A 25,410-nucleotide genomic window follows, 5' to 3' on the forward strand; every position below is an offset into this window, starting at 1 on the left:
TCGACAGCGAAGGCCACCTGCTGGGGCTGGATATCGAGCAGCGCGCGGCGTTCGACAATCGCGACCAGTTCAGCGGCGGCGTTAATCTGATGGCCAACCTCGGCGCCCTGAGTGTAGGCGCTGAGGTCGGCGCCAACGGTGGCGGTGACAGCCATGGTTTCAATGGCGGACTCAAGGCCAGTTACGCGTTTTGAACACAGCGAGCCCGGCAAATTGCCGGGCTCTTGCGCTCAAGCATGCTGCGCACGCGAAGGTTGCTGTGTGCGTGCCGGCTGCGCGCTGGGTTCGGGCAGGGAGGCGACATGCACGGTGCGCGCCGGGAAGGCGAACGTCGCGTCCAGCTCGGCCACCGCTTCCATGATTGCCAGATTGATGCGTTGCTGCACGTCCATGTAGACGTTGTAACTAGCGTCCAGAACGATGTACACCGTTTCGAACTCCAGAGCGCTCTCACCAAAACTGCGGAAATGGCAACGGTCGAAGCGTGCCTGTTTTTCGTTCTTGATGATGCTTTCAACGCGTTGAGTGATCTGGCGGATCTGTTCGCTGGTGCACTCGTAAGTCAGACGAAACTCGAACACCACTCGACGTTCCTGCAAGCGTTTGTAGTTCTGAATGGTGCTGCCGATCATGTCGGCGTTGGCCATGACAATCTGCTCACCGCCGAGACTGCGGATGCGCGTGGTCTTCAGGCCGACGTGCTCGACCGTACCGGCCAGCGTGCCGACGACGATGAAATCACCCACCTCAAACGGCTTGTCGACGGCAATCGACAGCGAGGCGAACACGTCGCCGAGAATGTTCTGCACCGCCAGCGCCACCGCGATACCGCCGACACCCAGGCTGGCGACGAATGCAGTGATGTTCACGCCCAGGTTCGACAGCATCGCCAGCAGAATCACCGCCCACAGCAACACCTTGACGCCCCACAGGCTCAGAGTCGCCAGGGCGCTCGCCTGAAAAGTGCCGGTCGCGTTATGCCGCGAGAAATACCGATGCAACCCCAGCGCCAGCGCGCGGTTGGTCCACAGGCCGACCTGCAACGCTGCCACCACGAACCATAAACTGCTGACCCGCCCGAGCCAGCGCTCCGGCAAATCCAGCAAGCCGATGCCGACCAGAATCGATGCCAACAGCAGCAACGTGGTGCTGGTCGCCGCCAGCACTTCGCTGGCCATGTAGGTCAGATGCCCATTGCCGGCACTGGCCCGCGCCTGCACCTTGCGGAAAACGAAACGGATCGCCGTGGTGGTCAGCAGATAACTGAGTGTCGCGGCGAGGAACGCCAGCACCCAGTTCGCCAGTGAAATTCCTAAAATCGTGTGAGCCGTGAAAAAGCCGATGAAATCCTCGGTCATGGAAACCCCCTTGCGAAGTCTGCACCGACGCGCGCAGAAACGCACCGTCGGTCGCAGCCAGGTAAACGCCGCTTGAATCGGCGGTGCCGTCAAACGACCTGTCTGGGGTTAGTCGCCCTGAGATTCCTGCTGTTCAATCAAATGCAGGTTTCGCCGGACCGAATGGTCAACGCCTGGCCTTCAACTCCGCTGGGCTTACGCCGTAAGCACTCTGAAAATACTGACAAAAGCGCCCGACATTGCTGAAGCCAAAACGCAACGCCACCTCCGTCACAGAGCCTGCATGCCCGCGCACCAACGCCTCATAGGCGCGCTGCAAACGCACCTGCCGCTGATAAGCGACGATCGACATCCCGACAAAACGCCGAAAACCTTCCTGCAACGCGCGCTGGCTGACATGGCTCAACCGCGCCAGATCCACGCCACTGACCAACTGCTGCGGATGCGCCTGAATAAACTCCATCGCCACCTTCACATGTCGCGGCGCCACACACGGCGCCGGCCCCCGTAATGCCTCGGTGAAGTTGTGCGGCCACGCCTCCAGCACCGCATCGATCAACATCTCGCGCAACCGTGACGGCATCAACGTGCCGCTGTTGATCAAGGCATCGAACTCAGTGCCCGTGGCCAGATCGATCAACGCCTTGAGGCCCTGAAATGCCGGGGTATTCAGATCCACGCTTGGCTCAAACACGATCTTCTGCACGACCGGTTTCTCCAGCAGCGCCGACAACCGCTCGGTGAGCTGCAGACGATTGATCGAAATGCCGTGATGCGCGTGATCGTCAACAAAGCGCATCGAACGGATATCCGCCTTGTCGATCGCCAGACCGATGTGCGCCATGCCAATGGATTCAGTGACGTGGTTGAAAACGATCTTGCCGGCGGTAGGGATGACGAAAGTGATTTCGTTCTGCGGATCGGGGAGGGCGACGCTGAAGTCGCCGTGGTAATGCATACGCCGAAAACTCACCCCGTCGTGCCGCCCGTAGACCCCGCCGATGATGATGTTGGAAGGTGGCGGCGGAGTATCGGCGTAGCGGTTGCCGAAGAGCCTGGAGAACAGGGCGCCGAAGTCGGAAGAGGTGAGGTTGTCGGAGCGCAGGATGATCTTTTGGCGGAGTGGGGAGGTGGCGGTGATGGGCGGCATTTTGGAATGCGGGCTCTTGGGGCGACGGTCGAGATCGGTCGAGCGTAGGAGGCGGGTGTGACGGTTCAGTGACAAGGCTGGAACCATGGACTGCTTTCAGGCAAAAGCAGACAGCCAATACTCGCACTTGTATATTCCCGGCATACAGATCACCACGACCGAACAGGCTCGGGAACGTACGCATTCATGGATAGGAAAAAAGGCCAACCAGACAGCACTGACTGGGTCATCCGCAGTGTTCAACCAGGAGGAATCGAGCGTATTGAAGCGTGGTTCGGCAGCCACGGCTACGATCCTCATCGACATGACACCTACTCCATCGGCCGCACGTTGGCGGGCGTCCAGAGCTTTCACTATGTAGGCTCGTTGCGCCACGGTATCCCCGGCAATACGCTCGTGCTTCATCCAGACGAACTTCACGATGGCATGGCCGGGACTGATGCAGGCTTTCGTTATCGGATGGCTTACATTGATCCGGCAATGATTCAAAACATCCTGGGTGGCGAGCCCTTGCCTTTTATCACGGGGGGGCTTTCAAACGACCCACGGCTGTTACATGCCAGTGAAACATTTGTGCAAGCAGTGGATCATCCGCTGGAAGCATTGGAGCAACAGGACGCGCTGTATGACTTGGCAATGGCGTTGCGTGCCGTCGCGGGCAAGCCGCGCGGGCGCAAGCGCCTGGATTACCGCGCAGCCGAGCGTGCCAGAGCGTTCATCCTGGAACACTTGGATTCATGCATCACGCTGGAGATGCTCGAGTGTGCCAGCGGGCGCGAACGCTGGAGCCTGTCACGCGACTTCAGAACGCTTTACGGTACGAGTCCTTACCGATTTGTCACCCTGCGCCGCCTGGACCGGTTCCGCTCATTGGTGGTTGAAGGTTTTACCCTGGTCGATGCAGCGCTCGTCGCGGGGTTTCACGATCAAAGTCATATGACGCGACATTTCACCCGCTGTTACGGCATCCCGCCCATGCGCTGGCTGGAACGATTGCGCGCCGCACGCTGAGTTGCAGGATCGTACAAGAGACCCTATTCATTGCTCTATAGGCTGGCGACTTCAACCACAGAGGATTCGTCATGGCAGAGCTCCGTCATCAATATTCATCAGTTCCTGTAAACCTGGCACATAAGGCTTCGCTGATCGAACAACAATGGAGTCCCAGGGTTGTGGCAGAGATGAATGACTACCAGTTCAAGGTTGTGCGAATCGAAGGCGAATTCATCTGGCACTCGCATCCTGAGACCGATGAAGCATTTCTTGTTTTGGAAGGCACCTTGCGCATTGATCTGCTGGAAGGCTGTGTCTATGTGAATCCAGGTGAACTCTATGTGGTACCCCGCGGCGTGGAACATCGCACGGCTGCCCAAGGTGAAGCCAAGCTGATGATGATCGAGCCGCGAGGCATCTTGAACACGGGGCATGAAGATGGCGAAAGAACGGCTTTGAACGACGTCTGGATATAATCCAACGCACATCCTGTGCAATGTCTGCGCAGAGTTGCAATTGCTGACCTGACCAGCAGCTATGAGTTAAAAGCGAGTTCTGACTTCTCATGCAAAGATTGTTATGAGAAAGGACCATGGACTTGATTATCGATTTGATAGGTCATCGGATTGGCGTGTTCGTGTTGGACTTAATGAATGACGGCCGTTTCAAGGTAGAGAGTGGTTTAGCATGGGGTTGTCGTCGGCGGACTGATTCTGTTATCTCCATTCGCAGCATTCTGGGGTTAAATCTGCAAGTACGAATTAGCCCCGTTATGCAGCTCATCAAATCACAGCGCAGGCGATTGACTGTTCTGTTTCCAAGCCCTGGGAGTCACACCTTCGGTTTGCACAAATGTTCGACTGAAGTGAGACTGATCAAAGAAACCACATTCTAGTGCGATCTCTGCAACCAACAATCTTGACGTCTGAAGCAGCTGCTTGCCCCGTAGAATCCTTTGCTCTCGCATCCATTCTTTGGGTGAGACGAGAGTGCTTTTTTTGAACTGACGAGTGAAATGGCTGCGCGACAGCGCACACGCCTGTGCGATAGCTGCCACGGAGATATGTGCGTCCAGGTTATCGAGCATCAGCTGCTTGGCGCGCTGGATCTGCCAGGGTTTCAATTGTCCGGTTTGTTTAGCCGGATCCTTTTGTGAGGACGCGCATGTTTCCTTGTTCATCCTGATTCCTTTTTCCCATTAGCCGGTTGATCAGCTCAATCCAGCGGTCAGTCGATGGGAAAAATCTAACGGAAGGCGCGACGGGATGGGGGCGCAATTTTGCGCTACTGGAGGCGCAAAAATGCACATTCCCAGTCGCGTTCCCGATGCTAGCCTTTGCCTCCCGACAACTCGAATCGACATCATTCGATTCGTCATCTGCAAGGAGAAAGCAATGGCTGCCTCACAACCGCACGGCAAAAACACCGCTTACTGGGGAGTCTCATGGGAGGAGGGCTACGGCTATCCCCAGGCCAGAAAAGTCGGAAACGAGATCTATATCTCGGGTCAGTTCAACCACGATGAGGAGGGTAATCTCGTTGCTCCCGCGCCCCTGAATAGCGAGGGTAAACCCAGCGATTTCTCGTCGATAGGAGAGCAAATGCGCGCCTCCTACGACAATATCGCCAAGCTGCTCGCGCTCTATGGAGCAACCCTTGATGATGTCGTCGAAGAAACGCTGTACGTATTGGATATGGACGCGGCATTCGCCGTCGTAGGTGATGTGCGCAAAGCCGCATATCGCACTGAGCGGCCACAGTGCGCGAGCAATATCATCGGTGTATCCAGGTTGGCTCAACGTTCACAGCTGATTGAAATTGTCTGCAAAGCTGTCATCGGATCTCGCGCCGACTAAGAGACGCTCCCGGTTTCGCCCTGCGCAACCGGGAGATCCAATTGCCCTTCGATCAAAGGCTTTTGATGCGCTACGGCTGCTGCACAAAAAGTCATGAATGCTTTGACTCTCCATGACTTTCGAATGTCCTGATGCGTAAGCAGCCAGAGCTCGTCCTGTAGTTCGCGCACAACTGGCCCTACGCGTGTTAACCCAGGCGTAATGTCTCCCAGCATGCACGGAAGAAAGCCGTAACCAAGTCCTGCCGCAATGGCGACGCTCGCGGCCGCGACGGAGTCCGTACGATAAGAAATACAGTCGGCGCCGATTCTGTCTTCGACGTAGCTTTTGGCCTTCAGTCCACATAATCCTGCGGAATACGACACCCATCGCTGGCCTTCTGCGAAGGGGGTAGTAGTCGCGTGTTTTATGCTGCCATAAGGCGCCCATGCGATCGAAGCGAGCTTGCGCCCGACGAGACTTTCGGCAGGTTTTTTGGTCGCTCTTACCGCTACGTCAGATTCATCGCGGGCGAGACTTAACGTCTCGTTGCCGACCAGCACCTCGATGGCAATTCCTTCATTAAGCGCCTTGAAGTCGGCGATGATCGGTGTGAGGAAATACAAAAGCAGGGAGTCGCTGGTAGTGATCCGAAGCTTTCCCTGTGGCCCTTGACCTGCCCGAGAAACCCGACGTGTAACGCTGACGATATCAAGCTCGACGCGTTCGGCGAGCGCCCTTAACTCGATGCCTTCTGGCGTGAGCATGTACCCAGAGCGACGGTGGTCAAATAGGGCGACCCCAAGTGTCTTTTCCACTTGAGCCACGCGACGCGATACGGTGGATACATTGATCCCCAACCGTTTCGCTGTCGTGGCTCTATTACCGCATTCGCTTAGCGTTTTGATGATTCGCAAGTCGTCCCAAGAAAGCTGACTTACAGCATCGCTTAAATTCTGGGTGACGCCGGTTGGTACGGGCGGAGTGGTTGAAGCTTTTTTTGATGACGGTTTCACGCCAAGCATCCCAAACTTAGATTGCTCATCATACGAAATGGCTGGAGGTGAACCAAGAAATCGCGTGCACAAGCAGACTTTGCCCAAGCATTCTGATTGAACAAGGTGTCAGTCGGTGGGGTGGCGAAGGTCGGATTTTTGCTATTGGCCGATTTCGGCCCAAAGCGGTCATCCTTTGTGCAAGAGGTGTTTGGGATCTGGGCCAGGAAAAATCGATGTTATGAAAGCGGGCATAACGGACGCGCCTATGAAGATGGATGCCATTGGCCGAAGACGTACTCTCGCCAAAATTGGTTTCACTCATAAGCAAACTGATCAATCAACCCCAGACGAGGAACACGTGTGTGGGGCCGCAACAAAGCGCCAGGAGCAATCACAGCGTTTGCGCCAATCTTGCAGCCGTCACCCACCAGCGCTCCGAACTTGCTGACGCCTGTGTCGATCACCTGATCTTCGTGGCGGATCCTGATATCAGCCCCGTCCAGTTCGTTACGGTAGTTGGCGATGATCGCGCCGGCTTCAATATTGACCGCTTCGCCAATCAATGAGTCGCCGACGAAGTTGAAGTGGGCAAGCTTGCTGCCATCGAGCATGAAGGTACTTTTCAGCTCGCAGCTGGGGCCAACAATGCAGTTTTTGCCGAGATATACACCTCCCCGTAGATAAGCCCCCGCCGCGACGAAGCAGCTTTCTCCGATGATGATTGCGCCTTTGAGAACGGCGCCTTGCTCAACGATGGCGGTTTCATGAATCGCACAATTGTTGTGGCGCCGGTATCCCGCGCCGAGCGTTTCAAGCAATTCCAGAATCCGGCTCTCGCAATCCTGAACCACCGCCCAAGGGGCAGCGGAGTCCACGCCCAGTAATGGCCATTGAGCGATGTAATCTTCGATTTTTGGCGATTTCATAAGAGTCTTCCGAATAAGTGAGAGTGGGGCGTGGGTGGACTGTCGACGACTTGAACGACTCGCAATGCCTGCCAGTCGTACCTGTACAAGCATTTTCAAGGTACGGCGCAATGGATAAGACAATCACCGTGGATCAACTGGCAACCACTGATCTTGGATCAATCAACGAGATATGGCTCGGCGGGACCCATACCCAGTTATGCCTATGGCGTGCTGAACAAGTCTTCACCCACGAAATGCTCAGCGAGGGAACCCATGATCAGAATGTTCGACGCCTGTGCTTGCAGTTGGTTGACCCTGACGATCGAGACGCAGTGGCCCGTGTTGAGGCGGTAGCGCGCGAACGACTCGAAGAAATGGGCAAGCAGGGCGAGTTTTACCCGGCCGAGGCGGCGGACACTCGTCAATAGCCGCTGCGCATCTGATGAAAAGCGCTGCTGCTAAAGCAGCGCCTCAAGCGGGCTCCTCAACCCTGCGCACATCCCCCAAGGAATCACGCTGCATCGACTGCAAGTTCTTTTCGATGGTTTCGCACAGCGCTTCCATTTGAATCTGGTGTTCGCTGTGGCGGAACGGACTCTGCAGATCGGTGCCAATGCGCTCGATGGCCAGCAGCATGAACCCGACCACGGTCGACGCCAGCGGCGTGAACCAACCGAGGGATTCCACCAGTCCTATCGGGACGATCAGGCAGAACAGCGAAATGAACAGCCGTGGAAAATACACGTAAGGGTAGGGCAGCGGGGTGTTGGCGATCCGCTCCATGCCGCCTTGGCTGTTGGACAAGTCCACCAGGGTCGACTCGAGCCGCGCCAGGCGAATACTGTCCAGATGCCCGGCCTTGTATTCGCGAGCGAGCAAAGTCGCCGAGCCGGTGAGAATATCGTTGGCAAAGTTATTGGTTGTGCCACTGCGGGCGAATTCTTCGGCGGGAATAAACGCCCGCACCTCGTCGGGACATGGCTGGCCCTGTAGGTGCGCGGCGAGGCAATTCACGTAGGCCACGTGGCGGCGCAACAGCGTCGATTTGACCGGATTAACCTCGCCACCTGCGTCGTCCAGCAGCGTCAGCACTTGCCGGGCGAAGCTGCGGGAATTGTTGATCATCGACCCCCACAGCGTCCGCGCTTCCCACCAGCGGTTGTAAGCGCTGCTGTTGCGAAAACTGATCAACACGATCAACGCTGAACCGAGCAAGGTCAGCGGCATCAACGGCAGGTTGAGTTTTGTGTTGAGAAACAGCATGAAGTCGACGGTGACGGCGATGTCCCAGAGCAGCAACCAGAACAAAGACCAGCCCACGTAACCCAGGGTCTTGATGATCAAACGGTATTTTTTGACGATGGCAGCTTTCAAACGGAAACCTCGCGACGAGCTGTTTGCTTAAACGCTTAAGCTCGGACGATGCCTGGCACCGGCAGTTCCCTGGTGGAGCGGTCAGCCGTCAGTCAGTCTGCAAAGTCTGGCCCTGTGCATGGCGAATGTTTTCGAGAAAAATCCTCGTCTCTCGATTCGACCGCAGATGAACTACCCGGCAAGCCGATGGCGCCATTGACACGAATTGGCGCATTTTGGCTCGCGAGGTTTTTCTCGTCCGCCACATGAACTTTAGAAATTCAGGCAGGTTCGCCAGCTGTTCGGGGCAGTTTTCCGGCAAGTCGGGCCGAGACTGACCGTGGTTGAGCAGCGTTCTACGCAAGACGCGCGAGAATCGAAGCGGTGGCGAACGATCGATCCAGATCAGCAGATCTGCACGGGCGACGCGATTTTCCCAAGTGGTTGAATGGCCACCTTCGAATATCCAGCGATCACGCGCCTCGACCTCCAGGCAGAGTCGGGTCTTCTCATCCGGGCTTCGCTCGATCCAGCCTGGCTGCCAATGGATCGTGTCGATATGCACGACCGGCAACCCCGTGCGCTCACCAAGCCTGCGCGCCAACGTACTTTTGCCAGACCCAGGCTGACCAACAATCATCACCCGTTGCATCGAAGCTCCTTCTCGCTCTGCAAGCTGATTTTTTGGGCGGGCGATTCTACGGCAATGCCTGTCTCAGTCAATGACCGTTGAACGCTAGGCGGGGTTTTGCCGCGCCGCCGACAAACTGGCTCGGCGGTCCGCCCGCTCGCCGAGCCGCCACCCCAGCAGCCCCCACAGCAGTGCACAAAACGCGCCGACCAGCGCCGCCACGCCTGCACCTTGGCTGAGGGCCTCCAGCGCGCTTTTCGCCCAGGCACTGATGGCATCGCCGGCGCGGTAGACCACGGTGTCGATGAAGTTCTTCGCCTTGTACTTGCTTTCGGCATCGAGCGGGGCAAACAGCATCTCTCGGCCTGGGCGCACGAAGGCGTACTCACCGATGCGGCGTACGATCATCAGCGCGGCGATCAGGCCAAAGCCGGGGGCGAAGATCAGCCCGATAAACCCCGCGCTCATGACCAGCGGCACCATGGCCAACAGCACGCCGACGCCGAGCCTTTGGGCGAGGCGTCCAGTGATGAACAGCTGACAGAGCAGGGCGCCCGCCTGCACGACAAAGTCGATGATGCCGAACACGCGCACCTGCGCCTCGCGGTCCGGGAAGTGTTCGGCGACGACGCGTGCCTGCTCGAAGTAAAGGAAGGTGGAGACTGTCGCCAGCAGCACCACAAAACCGCAGATGCCGAGCAGATAGGGTGATTTCAAAACGGCCGTCATACCGCTGAACGGATTGCCCGGCAACGGCCTGCGAGGGCTTTCGCTCGGCGCGGCATCGGGGCGTCCTGCGCCACCCCGTTCACGCCAGCGCATCAACTGGCGCTTGAACCACATCGCAGCGGCCAGCAGAACAGCGGCCAGCAGCATCAGGCCGGACTCACCCAGAGGACCGATCAGCAAGGCGCTCAGCGCAGGTCCACTCAGGCCGCCGACGCTGGCGCCCGCCGCGATGAACGCGAACAGACGTTTGGCCTGGGCACTGTCGAATACATCGGCCATCAGGCTCCAGGCGACCGATACGACAAACAGGTTGTAGACCGATATCCACACGTAAAACACGCGCGCCAGCCAAGGACTTTCCTCACCCAGGAACAAGGCGGCGAACAACAGCAGGTTGGTGCAAAAGAATCCGTATACCCAATCCACGAAATGCAGGCGCGGCACGCGTGCGCTGAGCCAGGCGAACAGCGGCACGGCCGTCAGCATGACCAGGAAGGTCGCGGTGAACAGCCACTGCAAGTTCTCGACGCCGGCAGTGATGCCCATCGATTCGCGGATCGGACGGAGCATGAAATAGCCGGCGAACAGGCAAACGAACAGCAGAAAGCCATTGAGCGCAGGGCGCAGCTCGTGAGCCTCGGCATTGATGATGGCGCCGGCGCGGTGGGCAAGAAGAGACGTATCCATGTTGCGCTCCTGTGGGAGTGGCGGGGCAATGGCACGGGGCCTGCCCGTGCCTGGCGGTCAGCGGTAGGTGACGCCGGTCAGTCGCTCGGAGAGTTGCCACAGTGTGGCCGAATTCGAGCGATCGGCAGCGGCCGGCGGCATCTTGGCGAAGCCCAGCGGCCCGCGCTTCTCGTTATCACCGGTGGGGCCGTAGTAGGCGCCGCCAACCGCCTCCAGCGCTGTCGCCGCATACAGCGTGGGCAGCGCGCCCTGCGCTGCGGAATGATACCTGTCCCGCTCTACTGCCCATTGTTTGCCGAATTCACTGTCCAGGCCAGGCCCCCGGGCGATCAGCTCGGTCACGGCAACGCCGGGGTGCGCGGCGATGCTGCGTATCCCCCAACCGGCGGCATCGCTGCGCTGCTGCAGCTCAATACTCCACTTCAGAACCGCCAGTTTCGATTGGCTGTAGCTGGCGAAAGGGTCGTAACTGCGCTCAGCCTGCAGGTCATCGAAGTTCAGGCTTGCGCGCCCGGCGGCGATGCTCGACAGGCTGACCACCCGACCATCGTCGCTTTTGCGTAGCAGGGGCATCAGCAGGCCGGTCAAGGCGAAATGCCCCAGGTAATTGGTCGCCAGTTGCATCTCGTAGCCATCGGCGGAAACGCCTCGAACAGGCGGCGACATGATCGCGGCATTGTTGATCAGCACGTCGAGCCTCGGCAGGCGCCCTTGCAGACGGTTGGCGAGGTCGCGCACCGATTGCAGATTGGCAAGGTCCAGCGTTTCGAATTGCACGCGCGCCTCGGGCACGGCTTGCTTGATCTTCGTGATCGCTTCGCCGCCGCGCTCGGCGTTGCGTGCGGCGATGATCACCTCGGCACCGGCGCGCGTCAGGGCCAGCGCGTCTTCATAGCCCATGCCGCTGGTCCCTCCGGTCACCAGCACAATGCGGCCTTTCTGGCTGGGCATGTCGTGGGTTGACCAGTCCGGCTTCGGCTCCGTTTGGGGAGCAGCCTGCGCAGCCAGTGTGCCGGCCATCGCGGAAATGGCGAACAGCATTCGGGTGGCCTTGAGGAGGCGTTGGGTCGCGGTATTGCTCGGCGTAGCGGGTGAATGGCTCATCGGGGGATTCTCATTCGCGTGACAGGTTCCCGGTTGGCGGGGGCGAGTGAGCAGTATCGGTGTACGAATGCGCGAGGATAAGTCGGGCATTGGTGGATGGCCCGTACGCTATGGCGTACAGTCAGCCGCTTGCGGAGGGAGCGTCCATGCGTAAACCAAACCTTACCGATGTGTCGATATTTGCTGCGGTGGTCGAGGCGGGGGGATTTCGTGCTGCCGCGCAAAAGCGCGGGCTGTCCGCCTCGTCGTTGAGCGACTGCATGCGCCGGCTGGAAAGCGACCTGGGTGTGCGCCTGCTCAATCGAACCACGCGCAGCGTCACGCCGACGGCGGCCGGCGAGCGATTGCTCGAGCGCCTGCGCCCGGCCTTGCAAGAAATCGACGCCGCTTTCAACGATCTCGACGACGACGCTCAGCGCCCGGTCGGCACGCTCAAACTCAATGTGCCAGTGCCGGTGGCACGCTTTCTGTTGCCCGACCTGCTGGCGCGTTTTCTGCGCCTTTATCCAGGGATCAGTGTCGAAGTCGTCATGGACAACACCTTCGTCGACGTCAACGCTGGCGGGTATGACGCCGGCGTGCGCTATGAAGAGAGCCTGGCCAAAGACATGATCGCCGTGCCCATCGGCCCACGTCGCCAGCGTTTCGTTGCGGCGGCCGCCCCGCGCTATCTGACTGAACGCGGTACGCCCACTCACCCCGAAGAACTGCCGGGCCATGACCTGCTTGGCCATCGCTTCGAGAGTGGCAAAGTCGGCGTATTCGAGTTCCATCGAGACGGCCGTATCGTGCGTATCCCGCCTCAGGGGCAACTGCTGACGTCGTCGCACGATCTGAAAATTCGCTCGGCCATCAACGGGCTGGGCATCGTCTATACCTTCGAGGACTTTCTGCGCGAGCCACTCTCCGATGGTCGACTGGTGCCGATTCTCGAGGACTGGTGGCAGGCCTTCGACGGTCCGTTTCTGTATTACCACGGCCGCCGTCACATGCCTTCGCCGCTGAGGGCGTTTGTGGATTTTTTGCGGGGGGAAGGGGAGATTGCGGAAAGCTCAGATGTTTGAAGCGCTGTTTTGTAAGGCGAATACATGGCTTCGCAACAAGCGCCTATGGCGACTGGCAGCAATCGGCCAGAAGCAGCCGTTCGCAGTTGGCCCTTAAGGCCCAGAGCTGGTGGGACGATAGTCACAACGGCCAGCACTGAACATTGCCGTCTGACGTGTTGGTTATTTGCCCTAGGAAGGCGCCACCGTCTGTTAGGATCTAAGTTCACTGACGGAACAGGAGTGCGGTTCGTGAGCAAGTACAGTGCAAGCGCCGACAGCGTTCCCAAGGGCATATGGCTGATAAGCGCCGCTGTCTTTCTCCTTTCTCTGGCCGATGCAGCGGTCAAATATTTCAGCGCCAGACTTCCACTCTGGCAGTTGTTCCTCATCGTATCCTGCCTGTCGTGGCCACCCTTGTAGCCTGGCTCGCCACGGGCATCAGATCGGATCGACACTCAACCGCCTCGATGTTTTGGGTCACAATCAGGAGCATTCTGCTGTTGTTAATGTGGGTAACGTACTACTCAGCGTTACCGTTGATCCCATTATCAGTGGCCGCCGTGGCGATCTACACAACTCCCCTTTTCATAGCGCTTTTCTCCACCTTTTACGGAGGTGAGCCTTTACCACTGCGGGGTTGGGTAGCGATAGGAATAGGCTTCACGGGTGTCGCCACGGTATTACGCCCGGGATCAGACATTTTCGTCCTTGCAACCCTGCTACCTGTGATTGCGGCTGTTTTCTATGCGATCGCGATGGTTGTGACACGCCGACATTGTCGCAATGATCATCCACTTGTATTGGCTCTGGGCTTGAATATCGCTTTTCTTTTCGCCGCCGTCATAGGAGGCATCGCATCGCTAATGGTCAGTGAGTCCACCGTCGCTGGTGCTGCATTTCTACTCTCGCCTTGGCAGACGCTTGGTTGGCAGGAGATTCTTTTTATCTTCTGTTACGCCTGCGCCCTGATTTTCATAAATACGGCTACCGCCAAGGCCTACCAAGTTGCGCCTCCAGCACTTATCGGGACTTTCGATTATGCCTACTTGGTTTTTGCCTGCCTTTGGGGTTATGTATTGTTCCAGGAAACGCCGGACGTCTTCACATGGGCTGGAATTTTTTTGATTGTCATTGCCGGCTTCCTGATTCTGCGTGCCCAAAAATCTAATAAATAAGCGGTTCTTGGCCCAGAGACGTCGTTCGTGAGCGGCAGCTGTCGGCCAAAAGCAGCCAGTCAAAGCCCTCGATAAACCTCAAGCTTTTGGATTGTGCCAAAAACAAATTGTGACTCAGAGCAGGTGAGTGGCTTGGTTAAATCCCTGTCTGCTCTGCAATTTCCAAAGCACCATCGACCTCAATGCCCAAGTACTTGACAGTGCTTGGAGTTTCGTACGACCAGGCAGGAGTTGGACAGCCGGCTTGCACATGTGCCGCTCTATACGGAGAGTTTGATCATTCGCGAAGGTGCGAAAATGCAGCCAATTAAGGTTTTTCATGCAGAGCGCAGCAGCCTTGACATCTATCTGCAGATTGGACCCTCAGCCGAACGGCTTGCTTTGTAACGCAGTCAACCATCGTCCAAGTTGACTTGCCCAAGCATGACTTTAGCGTCGTTTAAATCGATGTAGACAAAACCAGCTTTCCGGCGTTGATCAGCGTCATTGAAGCTTGTGCGATCAACCCAGAAGACCAGACTCTATTCAGGCAAGTGATCATCTTCTCTGTAATCAGCAATTACGTTAAGACGTTACATAGCGCCATTCAAAGGGTTCGTTTTTTGCCAATCTGCAAATCAGAGAAAACCGAGCGCCGCTGTCCACGTTATGACTCATCCAACGGCGCAACCATCATCTTCAGGCACTTCAAAAAAAGCGGCCGATATTCCTCCGGCAGGCGTTCCAGCAGTTTCCTTTCCACTTCTGCATCACGCGGCAGCACGCGATCCAGTAGCTCGGCGCCCTCGGTGCCGAGGTACAGCTGATAGGCGCGTTGGTCGGTTTTGGCGCTGGTACGGATCAGCATGCCGTTGGCGCACAGGCGTTTGACCATTTCGGCAACGGTGTTGCGATCCATGAACAGGTGACCGGCCAGTGCGTTCTGGGTCAGGCCGGGGTGTTGCGATACCACGATCAGTGCTGCTTTCTGTCGCGGGGTGATCGATTCGCCGGAAAATTCTGCGTTGAACAGTTCTTCCGCGACGAAGTGTGCCCGCCGCAGCAGGTGGGAAACGATGTCTTCCAGGTGAAACTGGTCGACGAGTAGCTGGCTTTGGGAAGAAAGTTTCGCGGGCTCTGGCGTGCGTGTGGATGGCATTGGACGTCCGGTCATTCCTTGCGGTGGCGATCCTTTGGGGATCAATCATAAGTACGTGCACGTACTATTTGTCAGGCAAATCAGCCAGTTAAGTATTGGTCTTCCGGCACGGCGAAACAAGTCTGCCAATAATCAACGTGCACGTACTATTGTTTTTGCTGCTGACCGCCAAAAAGTCGTTGACAGGCCTTATGACCGGTCATAGCATCGACCCCATAAAGGACGTATACGTACTTAATGAGAATAACAACATGACTTGGTCAGCGACCCCGGCAACTGCTGTTACATGGACTCCTCTGGTCAGCCGCGCCTTGCCTGCGCCGCATTTTGCCTATAGCCCTGTGGTACGGGCCGGCGGTTTCATTTTCGTCTCGGGAATGGTCGGTCTCGACCCGGCCCACGGCGGCCTGGTAGACGGCGGTATGGCCGCAGAGGTGCAGCAGATCCTGATCAACCTCAGCGAATTGTGCAAGGAGCTGACGTTCGGACTGGAGAAATTGATGTTGGTGCGGATCTATTGCGCTGACTTCAGCCAGTTCGGCGTGCTCAATCAGCATTGGCAAGCTTTCTTCGAGGGGCGCACCCCACCTGCGCGAACTTCGCTAGGGGTTGATGCGCTGCCGTTGGGGGCGTTGGTTGAAATGGAATTCCAGTTCGCGATTGATTCTTCACTGCCTTGATGCAACACAAAAAGAACAGGAGAAGCGACATGGCAAACGGTGAAATTATCAGCGGGTTTCTGGCCCCTCATCCACCGCACATTCTTTATGCGGAAAACCCACCGCAGAACGAACCACGCTCCCAGGGCGGCTGGGAACAATTGCGCTGGGCGTATGAGCGGGCGCGCGCCAGTGTCGAGGCGTTGAAGCCGGACGTACTGCTGGTGCACTCGCCGCACTGGATCACGTCCGTGGGGCATCATTTCATCGGTGTCGAGCACCTGGCCGGGCGCTCGGTCGACCCGATCTTTCCCAACCTGTTTCGCTTCGACTACTCGATAAAATTCGACGTCGAACTGGCCGAGGCCTGCTGTGAAGAAGGCCGCAAGGCAGGGCTGCAGACCAAGATGATGCGCAACCCGCGTTTTCGCGTCGACTACGGCACCATCACCGCACTGCATATGATCCGTCCGCAGTGGGACATTCCAGTGGTGTCGATCTCGGCCAACAACACGCCTTATTACCTGAGCATGGAAGAGGGCCAGGTGGAGATGGATCTGTTGGGCAAGGCCACCCGCGAAGCGATCGCCAAATCGGGCAAGCGCGCGGTGCTGCTGGCGTCCAACACTCTATCGCATTGGCATTTTCATCAAGAGCCGGAGCCGCCAGAAGACATGACCCAGGAACATCCGCAGAGCCAACTGGGGTATCAGTGGGACATGCGCATGATCGAGCTGATGCGGCGCGGGGAAATGAATGAAGTCTTTCGTCTGCTGCCGCAGTTCATCGACGAGGCGTTCGCCGAAGTGAAGTCCGGTGCGTTCACCTGGATGCACGCGGCCATGCAGTACCCGCAACTGGCGGCGGAACTGCACGGCTACGGCACGGTAATCGGCACTGGCAACGCGGTAATGGAATGGAATCTGCTCAAGGCCGGTCTCGCCCGTGCCGCAGCAGAAGCCGCCTGAACCTCGCGACTCGCAGACCTCTTTTCAAGGTGAACAACCATGACGCTTGTATCGGCTTTTCTGGTCCACGGTAGCCCGCTGCCGCAACTTTGCCCCGATGTGCCCAATTGGCAGCGCTTCCGACAGGCCATGCAACAGGCCGGCGCCGCATTACGTGCCTCTCGGCCCGACGTGGTGCTGCTCTATTCCACGCAATGGTTCGCCGTGCTTGATGAGATCTGGCTGACCCGGCGCCGCAGCGAAGACATTCACGTCGACGAAAACTGGCACGAATTCGGTGAGATGGCCTATGACTTGTACAGCGATGTGAGCCTGGCCAACGCTTGCATCGAGGCCTGCCGGGCCAAAGGTGTGAATGCCCGTGGCGCCGACTATCAAGGCTTTCCGATCGACACCGGAACCATCGTCGCCAGCACCGCGCTCAGTGTGGGCAGCGAAGCGTTGCCGCTGGTGGTGGCGTCCAACAACCTCTACGACAACGCCGAAGCGACCGAGAAGCTGGCGGCGATTGCCGTGGCCTGCGCTGCCGAACAAGGCAAGCGCGTGGCAGTGGTGGGCGTCGGTGGCTTGTCCGGGAGCCTGTTTACCAAACCCATCGAAGCGCAGGACGACCGCATCGTCCACGCAGAAGAAGACGCCTGGAATCGCAAGGTTCTGGCGCTGATCGAGGCGGGCGATGTCGATGCGCTGCGCGAAGTGCTGCCGGCCTATGCCGCCGAAGCGCGGGTGGACATGGGTTTCAAGCATTTCCACTGGTTGCTCGGCGCACTCGGTGGGCGTTTCCAGGGCGCCACAGTGCATCACTACGGCGCGTTGTATGGCAGCGGCGCCGCTGTCGTGGAGTTCAACCCCTGAGGGGATGAACGAGCAGGTGCGCGATCTCGCTCATCACCGCTGCTGAAGCGCGCCGCATCAATTTTTTTCCGTAGACCGTTTGCGTTGCCGTTGCAACGCAAGCCGTGCATGCCTGCGCCCGCGATTTATCGGGCCGGGCCTCTGCAAATTCGCGAGCCGGCTGCAGGCTCGCCGTCAGCCGTGTCATTGAGGTCAGTCATGAAAAACTATCGAAATTTTATCAATGGTCGCTGGGTCGAGAGCCCGCGCACCTTCGAGGACATCAGCCCGGTCGACGGCTCCGTCGTCGCCGTGGTCCATGAGGCTGGCCGCGAGCTGGTGGACGAGGCGGTCAAGGCTGGCCATCGCGCCGTCGCTGGCGCCTGGGGCCGCACCAGCGCCGCTGAACGTGTCGACGTCCTGCGCCGGATCGCTGACGAAATGGAGCGTCGCCAGGCCGATTTCCTGGCCGCCGAAATGGCCGACACCGGCAAGCCGCTGGCCATGGCCTCGGTGATCGACGTGCCACGCGGCATCGCCAATTTCCGTACCTTCGCAGACATCCTCGCCACCGCGCCGCTGGACAGCCATCGCCTGGACCTGCCAGACGGTGCCTACGCGCTGAACTACGCCGCCCGCAAGCCACTCGGCGTGGTCGGAGTGATTTCCCCGTGGAACCTGCCGTTGCTGTTGCTGACCTGGAAGGTCGCACCGGCCTTGGCGTGCGGCAACGCGGTGGTGGTCAAACCTTCCGAAGACACTCCCGGCACCGCGACGCTGCTCGCCGAAGTGATGCAAGCCGCCGGTGTACCGGATGGCGTGTTCAACCTGGTGCACGGTTTCGGTCCGGACTCGGCCGGCGAGTTCATTTCCCGGCACCCGGACATCAGCGCCATCACATTCACGGGCGAATCACGCACGGGCACCACCATCATGCGTGCTGCCGCCGAAGGAGTTAAGCCGGTGTCGTTCGAGCTGGGCGGCAAGAACGCAGCGATCATTTTCGCCGACTGCGACTTCGAGAAAATGATCGACGGCATGATGCGCGCGCTGTTTCTCAACAGCGGTCAGGTGTGCCTGTGCTCCGAACGGGTGTATGTCGAACGGCCGATTTTCGAGCGTTTCTGCACAGCGATTGCCGAGCGCATCAAGGTGATGAAAATCGACTGGCCCCACGATCCTGCCACGCAGATGGGGCCACTGATTTCGGCCAAGCATCGCGACAAGGTGCTGAGTTACTTCGAACTTGCGCGCCGGGAAGGTGCGACCTTCATCGCCGGTGGCGGCGTACCGCATTTTGGTGATGCACGTGATAACGGCGCATGGGTCGAGCCGACCGTCATTGCCGGGCTGTCCGACGACGCCCGTTCGGTGCGCGAAGAAATCTTCGGGCCGATCTGCCACGTGTCGCCGTTCGACAGCGAGCGTGAAGTCATCGCCCGCGCCAACGACACCCGTTACGGCCTGGCCGCCACCATCTGGACCACCAACCTGAGCCGCGCGCACCGCGTCAGCGAGGCCATGCGCGTGGGCATCAGTTGGGTAAACACCTGGTTTTTGCGCGATCTGCGTACGCCGTTCGGTGGCGCTGGATTGTCCGGCATCGGCCGTGAGGGCGGCATGCACTCACTGAACTTTTATTCGGAACTGACCAACGTCTGCGTACGCATTGACCAGGAGAGCGAGCAATGAGCGAACAACTTCAACGAGTTGCCGATCTGCTCGACCAGGCGGCCACAAGCGGCGAACCGGTGCTGCCGGTCCGCGATCAGTTGGCCTCGATTGCCGACGCCTACCGGGTGCAACAGCTCAACACCCAGCGCCAGGTCCACGCCGGGCGGCGTATCACCGGGCGCAAGATCGGCCTCACCTCGCATGCGGTGCAGCAGCAGTTGGGCGTGGATCAACCGGACTTCGGCACCTTGTACGACAGCATGGAGGTCGCCGATGGCGAGGCGATCGCCTGGCCGCGCCTTATGCAGGCCAAGTGCGAGGCGGAAGTGGCGCTGGTGCTGGAGCGCGATCTGGACCGCGAAAACATCGTGCTAAGCGATTTGCTCGCGGCTACCGCCTATGCACTGCCTGCCATTGAGGTGGTCGGTAGCCGCATCGCCAACTGGAACATCAGCATTCTCGACACCATCGCCGACAACGCCTCGGCCGGCCTCTACGTGCTCGGCCAGCGGCCGGTGAAACTTGCCGATCTGGATTTGCGCCTGGCCGGCATGGTCATGGAGCGCCAGGGCGAGCCCGTATCTTTCGGCGTCGGTGCGGCATGCCTGGGTCACCCCTTGAATGCCGCGTTGTGGCTGGCGCGCACCTTGGTCGATATGGGCACGCCACTGCGGGCCGGCGATGTGGTGCTCAGCGGTGCCTTGGGACCGATGGTCAGTGTCGCGCCCGGTGATGTTTTCGAGGCACGCATTCAGGGTCTGGGCAGCGTCCGGGCCTGTTTCGAACCCGCCAATTGAGGTGATCCGCATGAAAATTCAACGTATTGCCCAGCGCCTCGATGAGGCGGCCCGGCTCGCTCAGGCGACCCTGCAACTCAGCGGTGAAGACACCGTCACGCTGGACGAGGCCTATCAGGTGCAGCGCCAGTTGATCGAACAACGTCTTGCCCGTGGCGCGCGTCAGGTGGGCATGAAAATGGGCTTCACCAGCCGCGCGAAAATGGCCCAGATGGGTGTTTCCGATCTGATCTGGGGGCGCTTGACCTCGGACATGTGGATCGAGGAGGGCGGCAGCATTGATTTGTCCCGGTATGTGCACCCGCGTGTCGAGCCGGAGGTCTGCTTTCTGCTCGGCAAGCGCCTGCAAGGGCAGGTGACGCCGTTGCAGGCCTTGGCCGCAGTCGAAGCCGTCGCGCCGGCGCTGGAGGTAATTGACTCGCGCTACCGCGACTTCAAGTTTTCGCTGCCTGACGTGGTCGCCGACAACGCTTCGTCGTCCGGCTTCGTGGTCGGCGGATGGCAGCGGCCCGACACCAATCTCGACAATCTGGGGCTGGTGATGAGCTTCGACGGCCGCGCGGTGGAGATGGGCAGCACGGCGGCGATCCTCGGGGCACCAGTACGTGCGCTGGTGGCGGCGGCGCGCCTGGCTGCGCAGCACGGCGAAGCGCTGGAACCCGGCAGCCTGGTGCTGGCCGGTGCCGCGACGGCAGCCGTGGCGTTGCGTCCGGGGGGCGCGGTGCGTTGTGAATTCCAGCATCTGGGCAGCGTGGCGTTCCAAACGCTGCGCGAGGAGTAAAGCCATGAGTGACAAAGCGCAAACCCGTGCCCGCGTGGTCGATGGCAAGGCCACCCCGCTGGGCGCCTTTCCGCACGTCAAACGCGCCGGTGACTTTCTGTTCGTTTCCGGCACCAGTTCGCGCCGCCCCGACAACAGCATCGCCGGTGCCGAGCAGGATGCCACTGGGCGCGTGCGCCCGTGCATTGAAGTGCAGACCCGCGAGGTGCTGAACAACATTCGCGACATTCTGCGCAGTGTCGATGCCGACCTCGAAGACGTGGTTGAGGTGTGCAGCTATCTGGTCAACATGAACGATTTTGCTCAGTACAACCAGGTCTACGCGCAGTTCTTCGACGCCGACGGCCCGACGCGCACCACTGTAGCCGTGCACCAGTTGCCTCACCCGCATCTGGTCATCGAAATCAAAGCCGTGGCCTACAAGCCATTGCGCTGAACCCACTCACCGAGTGCGGGCCGCAGCCGAGGGGCTGGCCTGCACTCGACAGGAGAAGAACAGATGTCATCTGCTCGCATTCCCGTGGCAATCATTGGCTCGGGCAACATCGGCACCGATCTGATGATCAAGATCCTGCGCAATTCCGACATGCTCGAAGTGGCTGCAATGGTCGGCATCGACCCGACCTCCGACGGTCTGGCGCGTGCCGAACGTCTCGGCGTGCCCACCACCGCAGAGGGCATCGACGGACTGCTCGCGCTGCCCGATTTCAAGAAAATCCGCATCGCCTTTGACGCCACTTCGGCAGGTGCGCACAAGGTGCATGACGCCAGACTGCGCGACCATGGTGTGCGCGTCATCGACCTGACCCCGGCCGCGCTTGGGCCTTTCGTGATTCCGGTGGTGAACTTCGCCGAGCATGCCGAGGCGCCGAACCTGAACATGGTCACCTGCGGTGGCCAGGCGACCATCCCGATCGTGCATGCAGTGGCGAGCGTGGCGCCGGTGCATTACGCCGAAATCGTCGCGGCGATTTCCAGCAAGTCTGCCGGCCCCGGCACCCGCGCCAATATCGATGAGTTCACCGAGACTACGTCTCGCGCCATCGTAGAAGTGGGCGGAGCCGCCCGTGGCAAGGCGATCATCGTCCTCAACCCGGCCGAGCCGCCGCTGATCATGCGCGACACCATCTACTGCTTCGTGCCGCCGGATGCCGACACCCAGGCAATCGCCGGCGCCGTCGAGGCGCGGGTCGCTGAAGTGCGTCGTTATGTGCCGGGTTATCGGCTCAAACAACAAGTTCAGTTCGAGCACTTCGGCGAGGACAACCGGCAGAACATTCCCGGTCTGGGCTGGAGCACCGGCATCAAGGTCGCGGTGTTCCTCGAAGTGGAAGGTGCCGGGCATTACCTGCCGGCGTTCGCTGGCAACCTCGACATCATGACCAGCGCGGCGTTGACCGTCGCCGAACGTATTGCCCAAGCGCAACTCGCCGCTGAAGGGGTGGGAAAATGATCGACAAGAATAGAAAAATCCACGTTTCCGACGTCACCCTGCGCGACGGTATGCATGCCGTGCGTCACCGCTACAGCCTCGAACAAGTTGCACGGATCGCCCAGGCGCTGGACGACGCCGGCGTAGACAGCATTGAAGTTGCGCACGGCGATGGCTTGCAGGGGTCGAGTTTCAACTACGGCTTTGGTGCCCACACCGATCTTGAGTGGATCGAGTCGGCGGCGGCAGTGGTCAAGCGTGCCCGCATTGCAACGCTGTTGCTGCCGGGGATCGGCACCGTGCACGACCTCAAGGCTGCCTACAACGCCGGCGCGCGCATCGTGCGCGTGGCCACCCACTGTACCGAAGCCGACGTATCCCGCCAGCACATCGAATACGCCCGTTCTTTGGGTATGGACACCGTCGGTTTCCTCATGATGAGCCACATGCAAACCCCCGCCGGACTCGCCGCGCAAGGCAAGCTGATGGAAAGTTACGGTGCACAGTGCGTCTACGTGGTGGACTCGGGCGGGGCGATGAACATGTGGGACATTGCCGAGCGCTTCAAGGCCCTCAAGGACGTGCTCGACCCGGCAACCGAGACCGGCATGCATGCCCATCACAACCTCAGCCTCGGCGTGGCCAACAGCCTGATTGCGCTTGAAAACGGCTGCGATCGCATCGATGCCAGCCTCACCGGTATGGGCGCCGGCGCAGGTAATGCACCGATGGAAGTGTTCGTCTCCGCGGCCGAGCGCATGGGCCTGAACCACGGCTGTGATGTGAAAAAGCTGATCGATGCCGCCGAAGACATCGTCCGCCCTATGCAGGAGCGGGTGGTGCGGGTCGACCGCGAAACGCTCGCGCTGGGTTATGCCGGGGTTTATTCAAGCTTCCTGCGCCACGCCGAAGCGGCCGCCAGCAAATACGGCTTGTCGGCTTTCGACATCCTCGTCGAGTTGGGCAAGCGCCGGATGATCGGCGGCCAGGAAGACATGATCGTCGACGTTGCCCTCGACATGCTCAAAAAGACCTGAAGCGCTTATTTGCAGGTTTTTCCGATAAGGCCCGCAGGTGATTCGGGCCTGACCTGGGGCGGCTGCGCTTGTGAAAGGTGAGCGCCTGCCTGGTTTTTTCGCCAATCAATGGGTAGACACGATGAACAATAACAACAGTGCAGTAAGCCCATCTCTTGTCACCGCGCGGCTGTTACTGGGCTGCTCGCTGACCGCGCCGGCCGCGCAAACCCTCGCCACCGAAGGTGGCGGCTCCATGTACCCTATGGGTGCCGAGAACTACTTGTCTGGCGCCATGCCGCCACCGGGCCTGTATGGCACCGTCTACGCCCAGCGTTACCGCGCCGACCGTTTGCGCGGCAATGACGGGCGGCAGCTGCCAGTGGACTTCCGCCTGCGCGCCGATGTCATTGCGCCGCGCGTCGTGTGGGTCACCGAGCAGAAGGTGTTGGGCGGCAGTCTGGCGTTCCATGCCATCGCGCCGCTGGTCGAGTTGAAGGTCTCGCTCGACGGCACCAGTCAGCGCAAGCGCGAGCTGGGCGACATCACGTTCGGCCCCGGCCTGGGCTACCACTACAGTGAAAAAATGCATGCCGCCTATGGCATCGATTTCTTCGCTCCCACGGGACGTTTTGACCGCGACGATCTGGTCAATATCGGCCGTAATTACTGGACCGTGCAACCGGTGGCGGCCTTCAGCTACGTCGATCCGAACGGGCTGAACATCGACATCAAGACCATGTACGACTTCAACCTGCGCAACCGCGACACTGATTACCGTTCCGGCCAGGAGCTGCACGCCGACTATGCCATTGGCTGGGGCCTCAGCAATGGCTGGGTGCTCGGTGTGGGCGGCTACGTGTACCGGCAGACCACCGACGACGATGTCCGCGGTGAGCGGGTCGAGGACAATAAAGGCCGCGCGTTCGCCATCGGCCCATCGATCAAATACAGCAGTCAGCGGGGTTGGTTCGTGACCGCAAAGTGGCAGCAGGAGCGCGCGGTGCGCAATCGCGCCGAAGGCGACGCCTATTGGCTAAAGCTCGTTTTTCCGTTCTGACCTCTTGCCGAACGATTGCCAATGGCGCTGGCCCCCAAGAACTCCCCGGAGCATGCCTGTATGAAAATCCCGATCTCCCAACGTTTTACCACGACGGCGCAGCTTGACGAGCAGTACGACATCGAGGCCTCGGTCAAAGACTTCGATGGCTATGTTCAGCGGTTCATCGAGCAAAGCCAAATCGCACGCGCCCAACTGCCCAATAAGCTGGACGTGCCCTACGGCCCGACCCTAGACGAAACCTTCGACGTGTTTTTCCCCCAACAGGCAACCCCCGGAACCTTGCGCCCGGCAGTGTTCTTCGTTCATGGCGGTTACTGGCGGGCGACCACCAGCAAGGAGTGGAGCTTCGTGGCCAAGGGCTTGGCCGCGCTGGGCGTGGTGACGGTGATTGAGAACTACACGCTGGCGCCGAAAGTCACCATTGCCGAGATCGTACGCCAGCATCGCGCGGCGTTCTGCTTCCTGTGGCGCAACGCCGAGCGGTTCGGGATTGATCGCGAGCGCATCGTGGTGGTCGGGCATTCAGCTGGAGCCCACGGAGTGGCCGAGCTGCTGGCGACCGATTGGGTGGGCGACTATGGCCTGCCGGCCCAACCCTACCAAGGCGCCATCGCTGTCAGCGGGGTGTTTGACTTGCGTCCGCTACCGCATACCTTTCTGGCCTCGACGATTGATTTCACCTGGCAATCAGTCGAGTCGCTGAGCCCGATATTGCACATTCCGGCGCGGCTCCCGCCCCTGATGCTGGCCTACGGGCTGCGCGAGACGGACGAATTCCGCCGCCAGACGATGGACTATGCCTGCGCCTGCATAGAACAAGGCGCACCGGCCGAGCTGCTCGCGCTGGACTCAGACCATTTCAACATCCTCGACGACCTGGCGGCAGGCAGCGGCCCCATGGTGCAGTGGATCAAGCGGTGGCTAAAACTGGACGCTGCTCGGGCCTGAATCCGACAGCGATCTTTGCCGGGTTGTAACTGCTCTTTCGCTCGCTGAGCGCTTTGGCTTGTTGCGTTGATGCTCTGCGAAACCGACTCAAGAACAACCTGGCTGTGAACTTTAAAATCAAAAAAAGGTAGGG

The 25,410-nt window shown here is 59.5% G+C and carries 28 protein-coding genes; 18 read left to right on the forward strand and 10 right to left on the reverse strand.

Annotated elements, in window-relative coordinates; genetic code table 11:
• The coding region (locus D8U82_RS28185; RefSeq protein WP_177434159.1) for a hypothetical protein at window positions 1-194 on the forward strand (194 nt) is incomplete at its 5' end.
• A gap of 36 nt (window positions 195-230) precedes the next feature.
• Here the strand turns inward: D8U82_RS28185 and D8U82_RS22955 are convergent.
• Both D8U82_RS22955 and D8U82_RS22960 read right to left on the reverse strand, forming a co-directional pair.
• Window positions 231-1,358 (reverse strand): mechanosensitive ion channel family protein, encoded by a 1,128-nt coding sequence (locus D8U82_RS22955; RefSeq protein WP_016774365.1) that lies wholly within the window; start codon window positions 1,356-1,358, stop codon window positions 231-233.
• Window positions 1,359-1,524: 166 nt separating this feature from the next.
• Window positions 1,525-2,508: a helix-turn-helix domain-containing protein gene (locus D8U82_RS22960; RefSeq protein ID WP_130903027.1), complete on the reverse strand. Its 984-nt coding sequence runs from the start codon at window positions 2,506-2,508 to the stop codon at window positions 1,525-1,527.
• A gap of 186 nt (window positions 2,509-2,694) precedes the next feature.
• Here D8U82_RS22960 and D8U82_RS22965 point away from each other — a divergent pair, with 186 nt between their 5' ends.
• Both D8U82_RS22965 and D8U82_RS22970 read left to right on the forward strand, forming a co-directional pair.
• The gene (locus D8U82_RS22965) at window positions 2,695-3,519 is read left to right on the forward strand and encodes an AraC family transcriptional regulator (RefSeq protein ID WP_129998497.1); all 825 of its coding nucleotides are present in this window, start codon (window positions 2,695-2,697) and stop codon (window positions 3,517-3,519) included.
• Between the two features lie 71 nt (window positions 3,520-3,590).
• Window positions 3,591-3,977, forward strand: a complete 387-nt coding sequence (locus D8U82_RS22970; protein ID WP_125926132.1) for a cupin domain-containing protein — start codon at window positions 3,591-3,593, stop codon at window positions 3,975-3,977.
• Window positions 3,978-4,288: 311 nt separating this feature from the next.
• Here the strand turns inward: D8U82_RS22970 and D8U82_RS22975 are convergent, their stop codons facing one another.
• Window positions 4,289-4,681, reverse strand: coding sequence for an AraC family transcriptional regulator (locus tag D8U82_RS22975; protein WP_039758866.1), 393 nt, complete (start codon window positions 4,679-4,681; stop codon window positions 4,289-4,291).
• A gap of 214 nt (window positions 4,682-4,895) precedes the next feature.
• Here D8U82_RS22975 and D8U82_RS22980 point away from each other — a divergent pair, with 214 nt between their 5' ends.
• Window positions 4,896-5,357 carry a Rid family hydrolase gene (locus D8U82_RS22980; protein WP_039759017.1) on the forward strand — a complete coding sequence of 154 codons (462 nt, stop codon included), beginning with the start codon at window positions 4,896-4,898 and terminating at the stop codon, window positions 5,355-5,357.
• Here D8U82_RS22980 and D8U82_RS22985 read toward each other — a convergent pair.
• On the reverse strand, window positions 5,354-6,361 hold the full coding sequence (locus D8U82_RS22985; RefSeq protein ID WP_125926186.1) for a LysR family transcriptional regulator: 1,008 nt from the start codon (window positions 6,359-6,361) through the stop codon (window positions 5,354-5,356). The genes D8U82_RS22980 and D8U82_RS22985 overlap by 4 nt on opposite strands.
• A gap of 287 nt (window positions 6,362-6,648) precedes the next feature.
• Window positions 6,649-7,260 (reverse strand): transferase, encoded by a 612-nt coding sequence (locus D8U82_RS22990; protein WP_130903028.1) that lies wholly within the window; start codon window positions 7,258-7,260, stop codon window positions 6,649-6,651.
• A 110-nt stretch (window positions 7,261-7,370) separates the two neighbouring features.
• Here D8U82_RS22990 and D8U82_RS22995 point away from each other — a divergent pair, with 110 nt between their 5' ends.
• Window positions 7,371-7,670 carry a hypothetical protein gene (locus D8U82_RS22995; RefSeq protein ID WP_016774369.1) on the forward strand — a complete coding sequence of 100 codons (300 nt, stop codon included), beginning with the start codon at window positions 7,371-7,373 and terminating at the stop codon, window positions 7,668-7,670.
• Window positions 7,671-7,713: 43 nt separating this feature from the next.
• Here D8U82_RS22995 and D8U82_RS23000 read toward each other — a convergent pair whose 3' ends face one another.
• The 4 genes from D8U82_RS23000 to D8U82_RS23015 all read right to left on the reverse strand — a co-directional run bounded on the left by D8U82_RS23000 (window position 7,714) and on the right by D8U82_RS23015 (window position 11,746).
• Window positions 7,714-8,616: a bestrophin family ion channel gene (locus D8U82_RS23000; protein ID WP_130888024.1), complete on the reverse strand. Its 903-nt coding sequence runs from the start codon at window positions 8,614-8,616 to the stop codon at window positions 7,714-7,716.
• A gap of 88 nt (window positions 8,617-8,704) precedes the next feature.
• Window positions 8,705-9,247: an AAA family ATPase gene (locus D8U82_RS23005; protein ID WP_130903029.1), complete on the reverse strand. Its 543-nt coding sequence runs from the start codon at window positions 9,245-9,247 to the stop codon at window positions 8,705-8,707.
• Window positions 9,248-9,331: 84 nt separating this feature from the next.
• Window positions 9,332-10,642, reverse strand: coding sequence for an MFS transporter (locus D8U82_RS23010; RefSeq protein WP_130903030.1), 1,311 nt, complete (start codon window positions 10,640-10,642; stop codon window positions 9,332-9,334).
• Between the two features lie 57 nt (window positions 10,643-10,699).
• Window positions 10,700-11,746, reverse strand: coding sequence for an SDR family oxidoreductase (locus D8U82_RS23015; RefSeq protein WP_130903031.1), 1,047 nt, complete (start codon window positions 11,744-11,746; stop codon window positions 10,700-10,702).
• 146 nt (window positions 11,747-11,892) lie between these two features.
• On the opposite strand from D8U82_RS23015, the gene D8U82_RS23020 reads away from it, so the two are divergent.
• The gene (locus D8U82_RS23020) at window positions 11,893-12,810 is read left to right on the forward strand and encodes a LysR family transcriptional regulator (RefSeq protein ID WP_130903032.1); all 918 of its coding nucleotides are present in this window, start codon (window positions 11,893-11,895) and stop codon (window positions 12,808-12,810) included.
• Between the two features lie 275 nt (window positions 12,811-13,085).
• Entirely contained in the window at window positions 13,086-13,967 is an 882-nt protein-coding gene (locus tag D8U82_RS23025) for a DMT family transporter (protein ID WP_130903033.1), read from the forward strand.
• Between the two features lie 646 nt (window positions 13,968-14,613).
• Here the strand turns inward: D8U82_RS23025 and D8U82_RS23030 are convergent.
• Entirely contained in the window at window positions 14,614-15,105 is a 492-nt protein-coding gene (locus tag D8U82_RS23030) for a MarR family winged helix-turn-helix transcriptional regulator (protein ID WP_116254811.1), read from the reverse strand.
• A 251-nt stretch (window positions 15,106-15,356) separates the two neighbouring features.
• Here D8U82_RS23030 and D8U82_RS23035 point away from each other — a divergent pair, with 251 nt between their 5' ends.
• The 11 genes from D8U82_RS23035 to D8U82_RS23085 all read left to right on the forward strand — a co-directional run bounded on the left by D8U82_RS23035 (window position 15,357) and on the right by D8U82_RS23085 (window position 25,277).
• Window positions 15,357-15,785, forward strand: a complete 429-nt coding sequence (locus tag D8U82_RS23035; RefSeq protein WP_177433355.1) for a RidA family protein — start codon at window positions 15,357-15,359, stop codon at window positions 15,783-15,785.
• A gap of 29 nt (window positions 15,786-15,814) precedes the next feature.
• Complete coding sequence (locus D8U82_RS23040) at window positions 15,815-16,732, forward strand: tRNA U-34 5-methylaminomethyl-2-thiouridine biosynthesis protein (RefSeq protein ID WP_116254809.1); 918 nt, start codon at window positions 15,815-15,817, stop codon at window positions 16,730-16,732.
• 39 nt (window positions 16,733-16,771) lie between these two features.
• On the forward strand, window positions 16,772-17,587 hold the full coding sequence (locus D8U82_RS23045) for a tRNA U-34 5-methylaminomethyl-2-thiouridine biosynthesis protein (protein WP_116254808.1): 816 nt from the start codon (window positions 16,772-16,774) through the stop codon (window positions 17,585-17,587).
• Window positions 17,588-17,785: 198 nt separating this feature from the next.
• Window positions 17,786-19,258: a 2-hydroxymuconic semialdehyde dehydrogenase gene (locus D8U82_RS23050; protein WP_116254807.1), complete on the forward strand. Its 1,473-nt coding sequence runs from the start codon at window positions 17,786-17,788 to the stop codon at window positions 19,256-19,258.
• Entirely contained in the window at window positions 19,255-20,037 is a 783-nt protein-coding gene (locus tag D8U82_RS23055; protein WP_116254806.1) for a fumarylacetoacetate hydrolase family protein, read from the forward strand. Before D8U82_RS23050 ends, D8U82_RS23055 begins: the two co-directional genes overlap by 4 nt.
• Window positions 20,038-20,047: 10 nt before the next feature.
• Entirely contained in the window at window positions 20,048-20,818 is a 771-nt protein-coding gene (locus tag D8U82_RS23060; RefSeq protein WP_122507190.1) for a fumarylacetoacetate hydrolase family protein, read from the forward strand.
• A 4-nt stretch (window positions 20,819-20,822) separates the two neighbouring features.
• A complete protein-coding gene (locus tag D8U82_RS23065) occupies window positions 20,823-21,254 on the forward strand; it encodes a RidA family protein (protein WP_130903035.1) in 432 nt (143 codons plus the stop codon).
• A gap of 63 nt (window positions 21,255-21,317) precedes the next feature.
• The gene (locus D8U82_RS23070; protein WP_125926146.1) at window positions 21,318-22,271 is read left to right on the forward strand and encodes an acetaldehyde dehydrogenase (acetylating); all 954 of its coding nucleotides are present in this window, start codon (window positions 21,318-21,320) and stop codon (window positions 22,269-22,271) included.
• The gene (dmpG, locus tag D8U82_RS23075; RefSeq protein ID WP_130888019.1) at window positions 22,268-23,287 is read left to right on the forward strand and encodes a 4-hydroxy-2-oxovalerate aldolase; all 1,020 of its coding nucleotides are present in this window, start codon (window positions 22,268-22,270) and stop codon (window positions 23,285-23,287) included. The genes D8U82_RS23070 and dmpG overlap by 4 nt, the downstream gene beginning before the upstream one ends.
• 121 nt (window positions 23,288-23,408) lie before the next feature.
• Complete coding sequence (locus D8U82_RS23080) at window positions 23,409-24,326, forward strand: transporter (protein ID WP_194087864.1); 918 nt, start codon at window positions 23,409-23,411, stop codon at window positions 24,324-24,326.
• A 60-nt stretch (window positions 24,327-24,386) separates the two neighbouring features.
• On the forward strand, window positions 24,387-25,277 hold the full coding sequence (locus D8U82_RS23085; protein ID WP_177434160.1) for an alpha/beta hydrolase: 891 nt from the start codon (window positions 24,387-24,389) through the stop codon (window positions 25,275-25,277).
• Window positions 25,278-25,410: the final 133 nt, after the last annotated feature.

Source organism: Pseudomonas sp. Sample_23, from assembly GCF_004307595.1.
GTDB lineage: Bacteria > Pseudomonadota > Gammaproteobacteria > Pseudomonadales > Pseudomonadaceae > Aquipseudomonas > Aquipseudomonas atacamensis.

Bases quoted from the DNA above. Each gene is read 5' to 3' on its own strand.
- D8U82_RS22955 (WP_016774365.1), bottom strand. From the start codon at position 1,358: ATGACCGAGGATTTCATCGGCTTTTTCACGGCTCACACGATTTTAGGA.
- D8U82_RS22960 (WP_130903027.1), bottom strand. From the start codon at position 2,508: ATGCCGCCCATCACCGCCACCTCCCCACTCCGCCAAAAGATCATCCTG.
- D8U82_RS22965 (WP_129998497.1), top strand. From the start codon at position 2,695: ATGGATAGGAAAAAAGGCCAACCAGACAGCACTGACTGGGTCATCCGC.
- D8U82_RS22970 (WP_125926132.1), top strand. From the start codon at position 3,591: ATGGCAGAGCTCCGTCATCAATATTCATCAGTTCCTGTAAACCTGGCA.
- D8U82_RS22975 (WP_039758866.1), bottom strand. From the start codon at position 4,681: ATGAACAAGGAAACATGCGCGTCCTCACAAAAGGATCCGGCTAAACAA.
- D8U82_RS22980 (WP_039759017.1), top strand. From the start codon at position 4,896: ATGGCTGCCTCACAACCGCACGGCAAAAACACCGCTTACTGGGGAGTC.
- D8U82_RS22985 (WP_125926186.1), bottom strand. From the start codon at position 6,361: ATGCTTGGCGTGAAACCGTCATCAAAAAAAGCTTCAACCACTCCGCCC.
- D8U82_RS22990 (WP_130903028.1), bottom strand. From the start codon at position 7,260: ATGAAATCGCCAAAAATCGAAGATTACATCGCTCAATGGCCATTACTG.
- D8U82_RS22995 (WP_016774369.1), top strand. From the start codon at position 7,371: ATGGATAAGACAATCACCGTGGATCAACTGGCAACCACTGATCTTGGA.
- D8U82_RS23005 (WP_130903029.1), bottom strand. From the start codon at position 9,247: ATGCAACGGGTGATGATTGTTGGTCAGCCTGGGTCTGGCAAAAGTACG.
- D8U82_RS23010 (WP_130903030.1), bottom strand. From the start codon at position 10,642: ATGGATACGTCTCTTCTTGCCCACCGCGCCGGCGCCATCATCAATGCC.
- D8U82_RS23015 (WP_130903031.1), bottom strand. From the start codon at position 11,746: ATGAGCCATTCACCCGCTACGCCGAGCAATACCGCGACCCAACGCCTC.
- D8U82_RS23020 (WP_130903032.1), top strand. From the start codon at position 11,893: ATGCGTAAACCAAACCTTACCGATGTGTCGATATTTGCTGCGGTGGTC.
- D8U82_RS23025 (WP_130903033.1), top strand. From the start codon at position 13,086: ATGGCTGATAAGCGCCGCTGTCTTTCTCCTTTCTCTGGCCGATGCAGC.
- D8U82_RS23030 (WP_116254811.1), bottom strand. From the start codon at position 15,105: ATGCCATCCACACGCACGCCAGAGCCCGCGAAACTTTCTTCCCAAAGC.
- D8U82_RS23035 (WP_177433355.1), top strand. From the start codon at position 15,357: ATGACTTGGTCAGCGACCCCGGCAACTGCTGTTACATGGACTCCTCTG.
- D8U82_RS23040 (WP_116254809.1), top strand. From the start codon at position 15,815: ATGGCAAACGGTGAAATTATCAGCGGGTTTCTGGCCCCTCATCCACCG.
- D8U82_RS23045 (WP_116254808.1), top strand. From the start codon at position 16,772: ATGACGCTTGTATCGGCTTTTCTGGTCCACGGTAGCCCGCTGCCGCAA.
- D8U82_RS23050 (WP_116254807.1), top strand. From the start codon at position 17,786: ATGAAAAACTATCGAAATTTTATCAATGGTCGCTGGGTCGAGAGCCCG.
- D8U82_RS23055 (WP_116254806.1), top strand. From the start codon at position 19,255: ATGAGCGAACAACTTCAACGAGTTGCCGATCTGCTCGACCAGGCGGCC.
- D8U82_RS23060 (WP_122507190.1), top strand. From the start codon at position 20,048: ATGAAAATTCAACGTATTGCCCAGCGCCTCGATGAGGCGGCCCGGCTC.
- D8U82_RS23065 (WP_130903035.1), top strand. From the start codon at position 20,823: ATGAGTGACAAAGCGCAAACCCGTGCCCGCGTGGTCGATGGCAAGGCC.
- D8U82_RS23070 (WP_125926146.1), top strand. From the start codon at position 21,318: ATGTCATCTGCTCGCATTCCCGTGGCAATCATTGGCTCGGGCAACATC.
- dmpG (WP_130888019.1), top strand. From the start codon at position 22,268: ATGATCGACAAGAATAGAAAAATCCACGTTTCCGACGTCACCCTGCGC.
- D8U82_RS23080 (WP_194087864.1), top strand. From the start codon at position 23,409: ATGAACAATAACAACAGTGCAGTAAGCCCATCTCTTGTCACCGCGCGG.
- D8U82_RS23085 (WP_177434160.1), top strand. From the start codon at position 24,387: ATGAAAATCCCGATCTCCCAACGTTTTACCACGACGGCGCAGCTTGAC.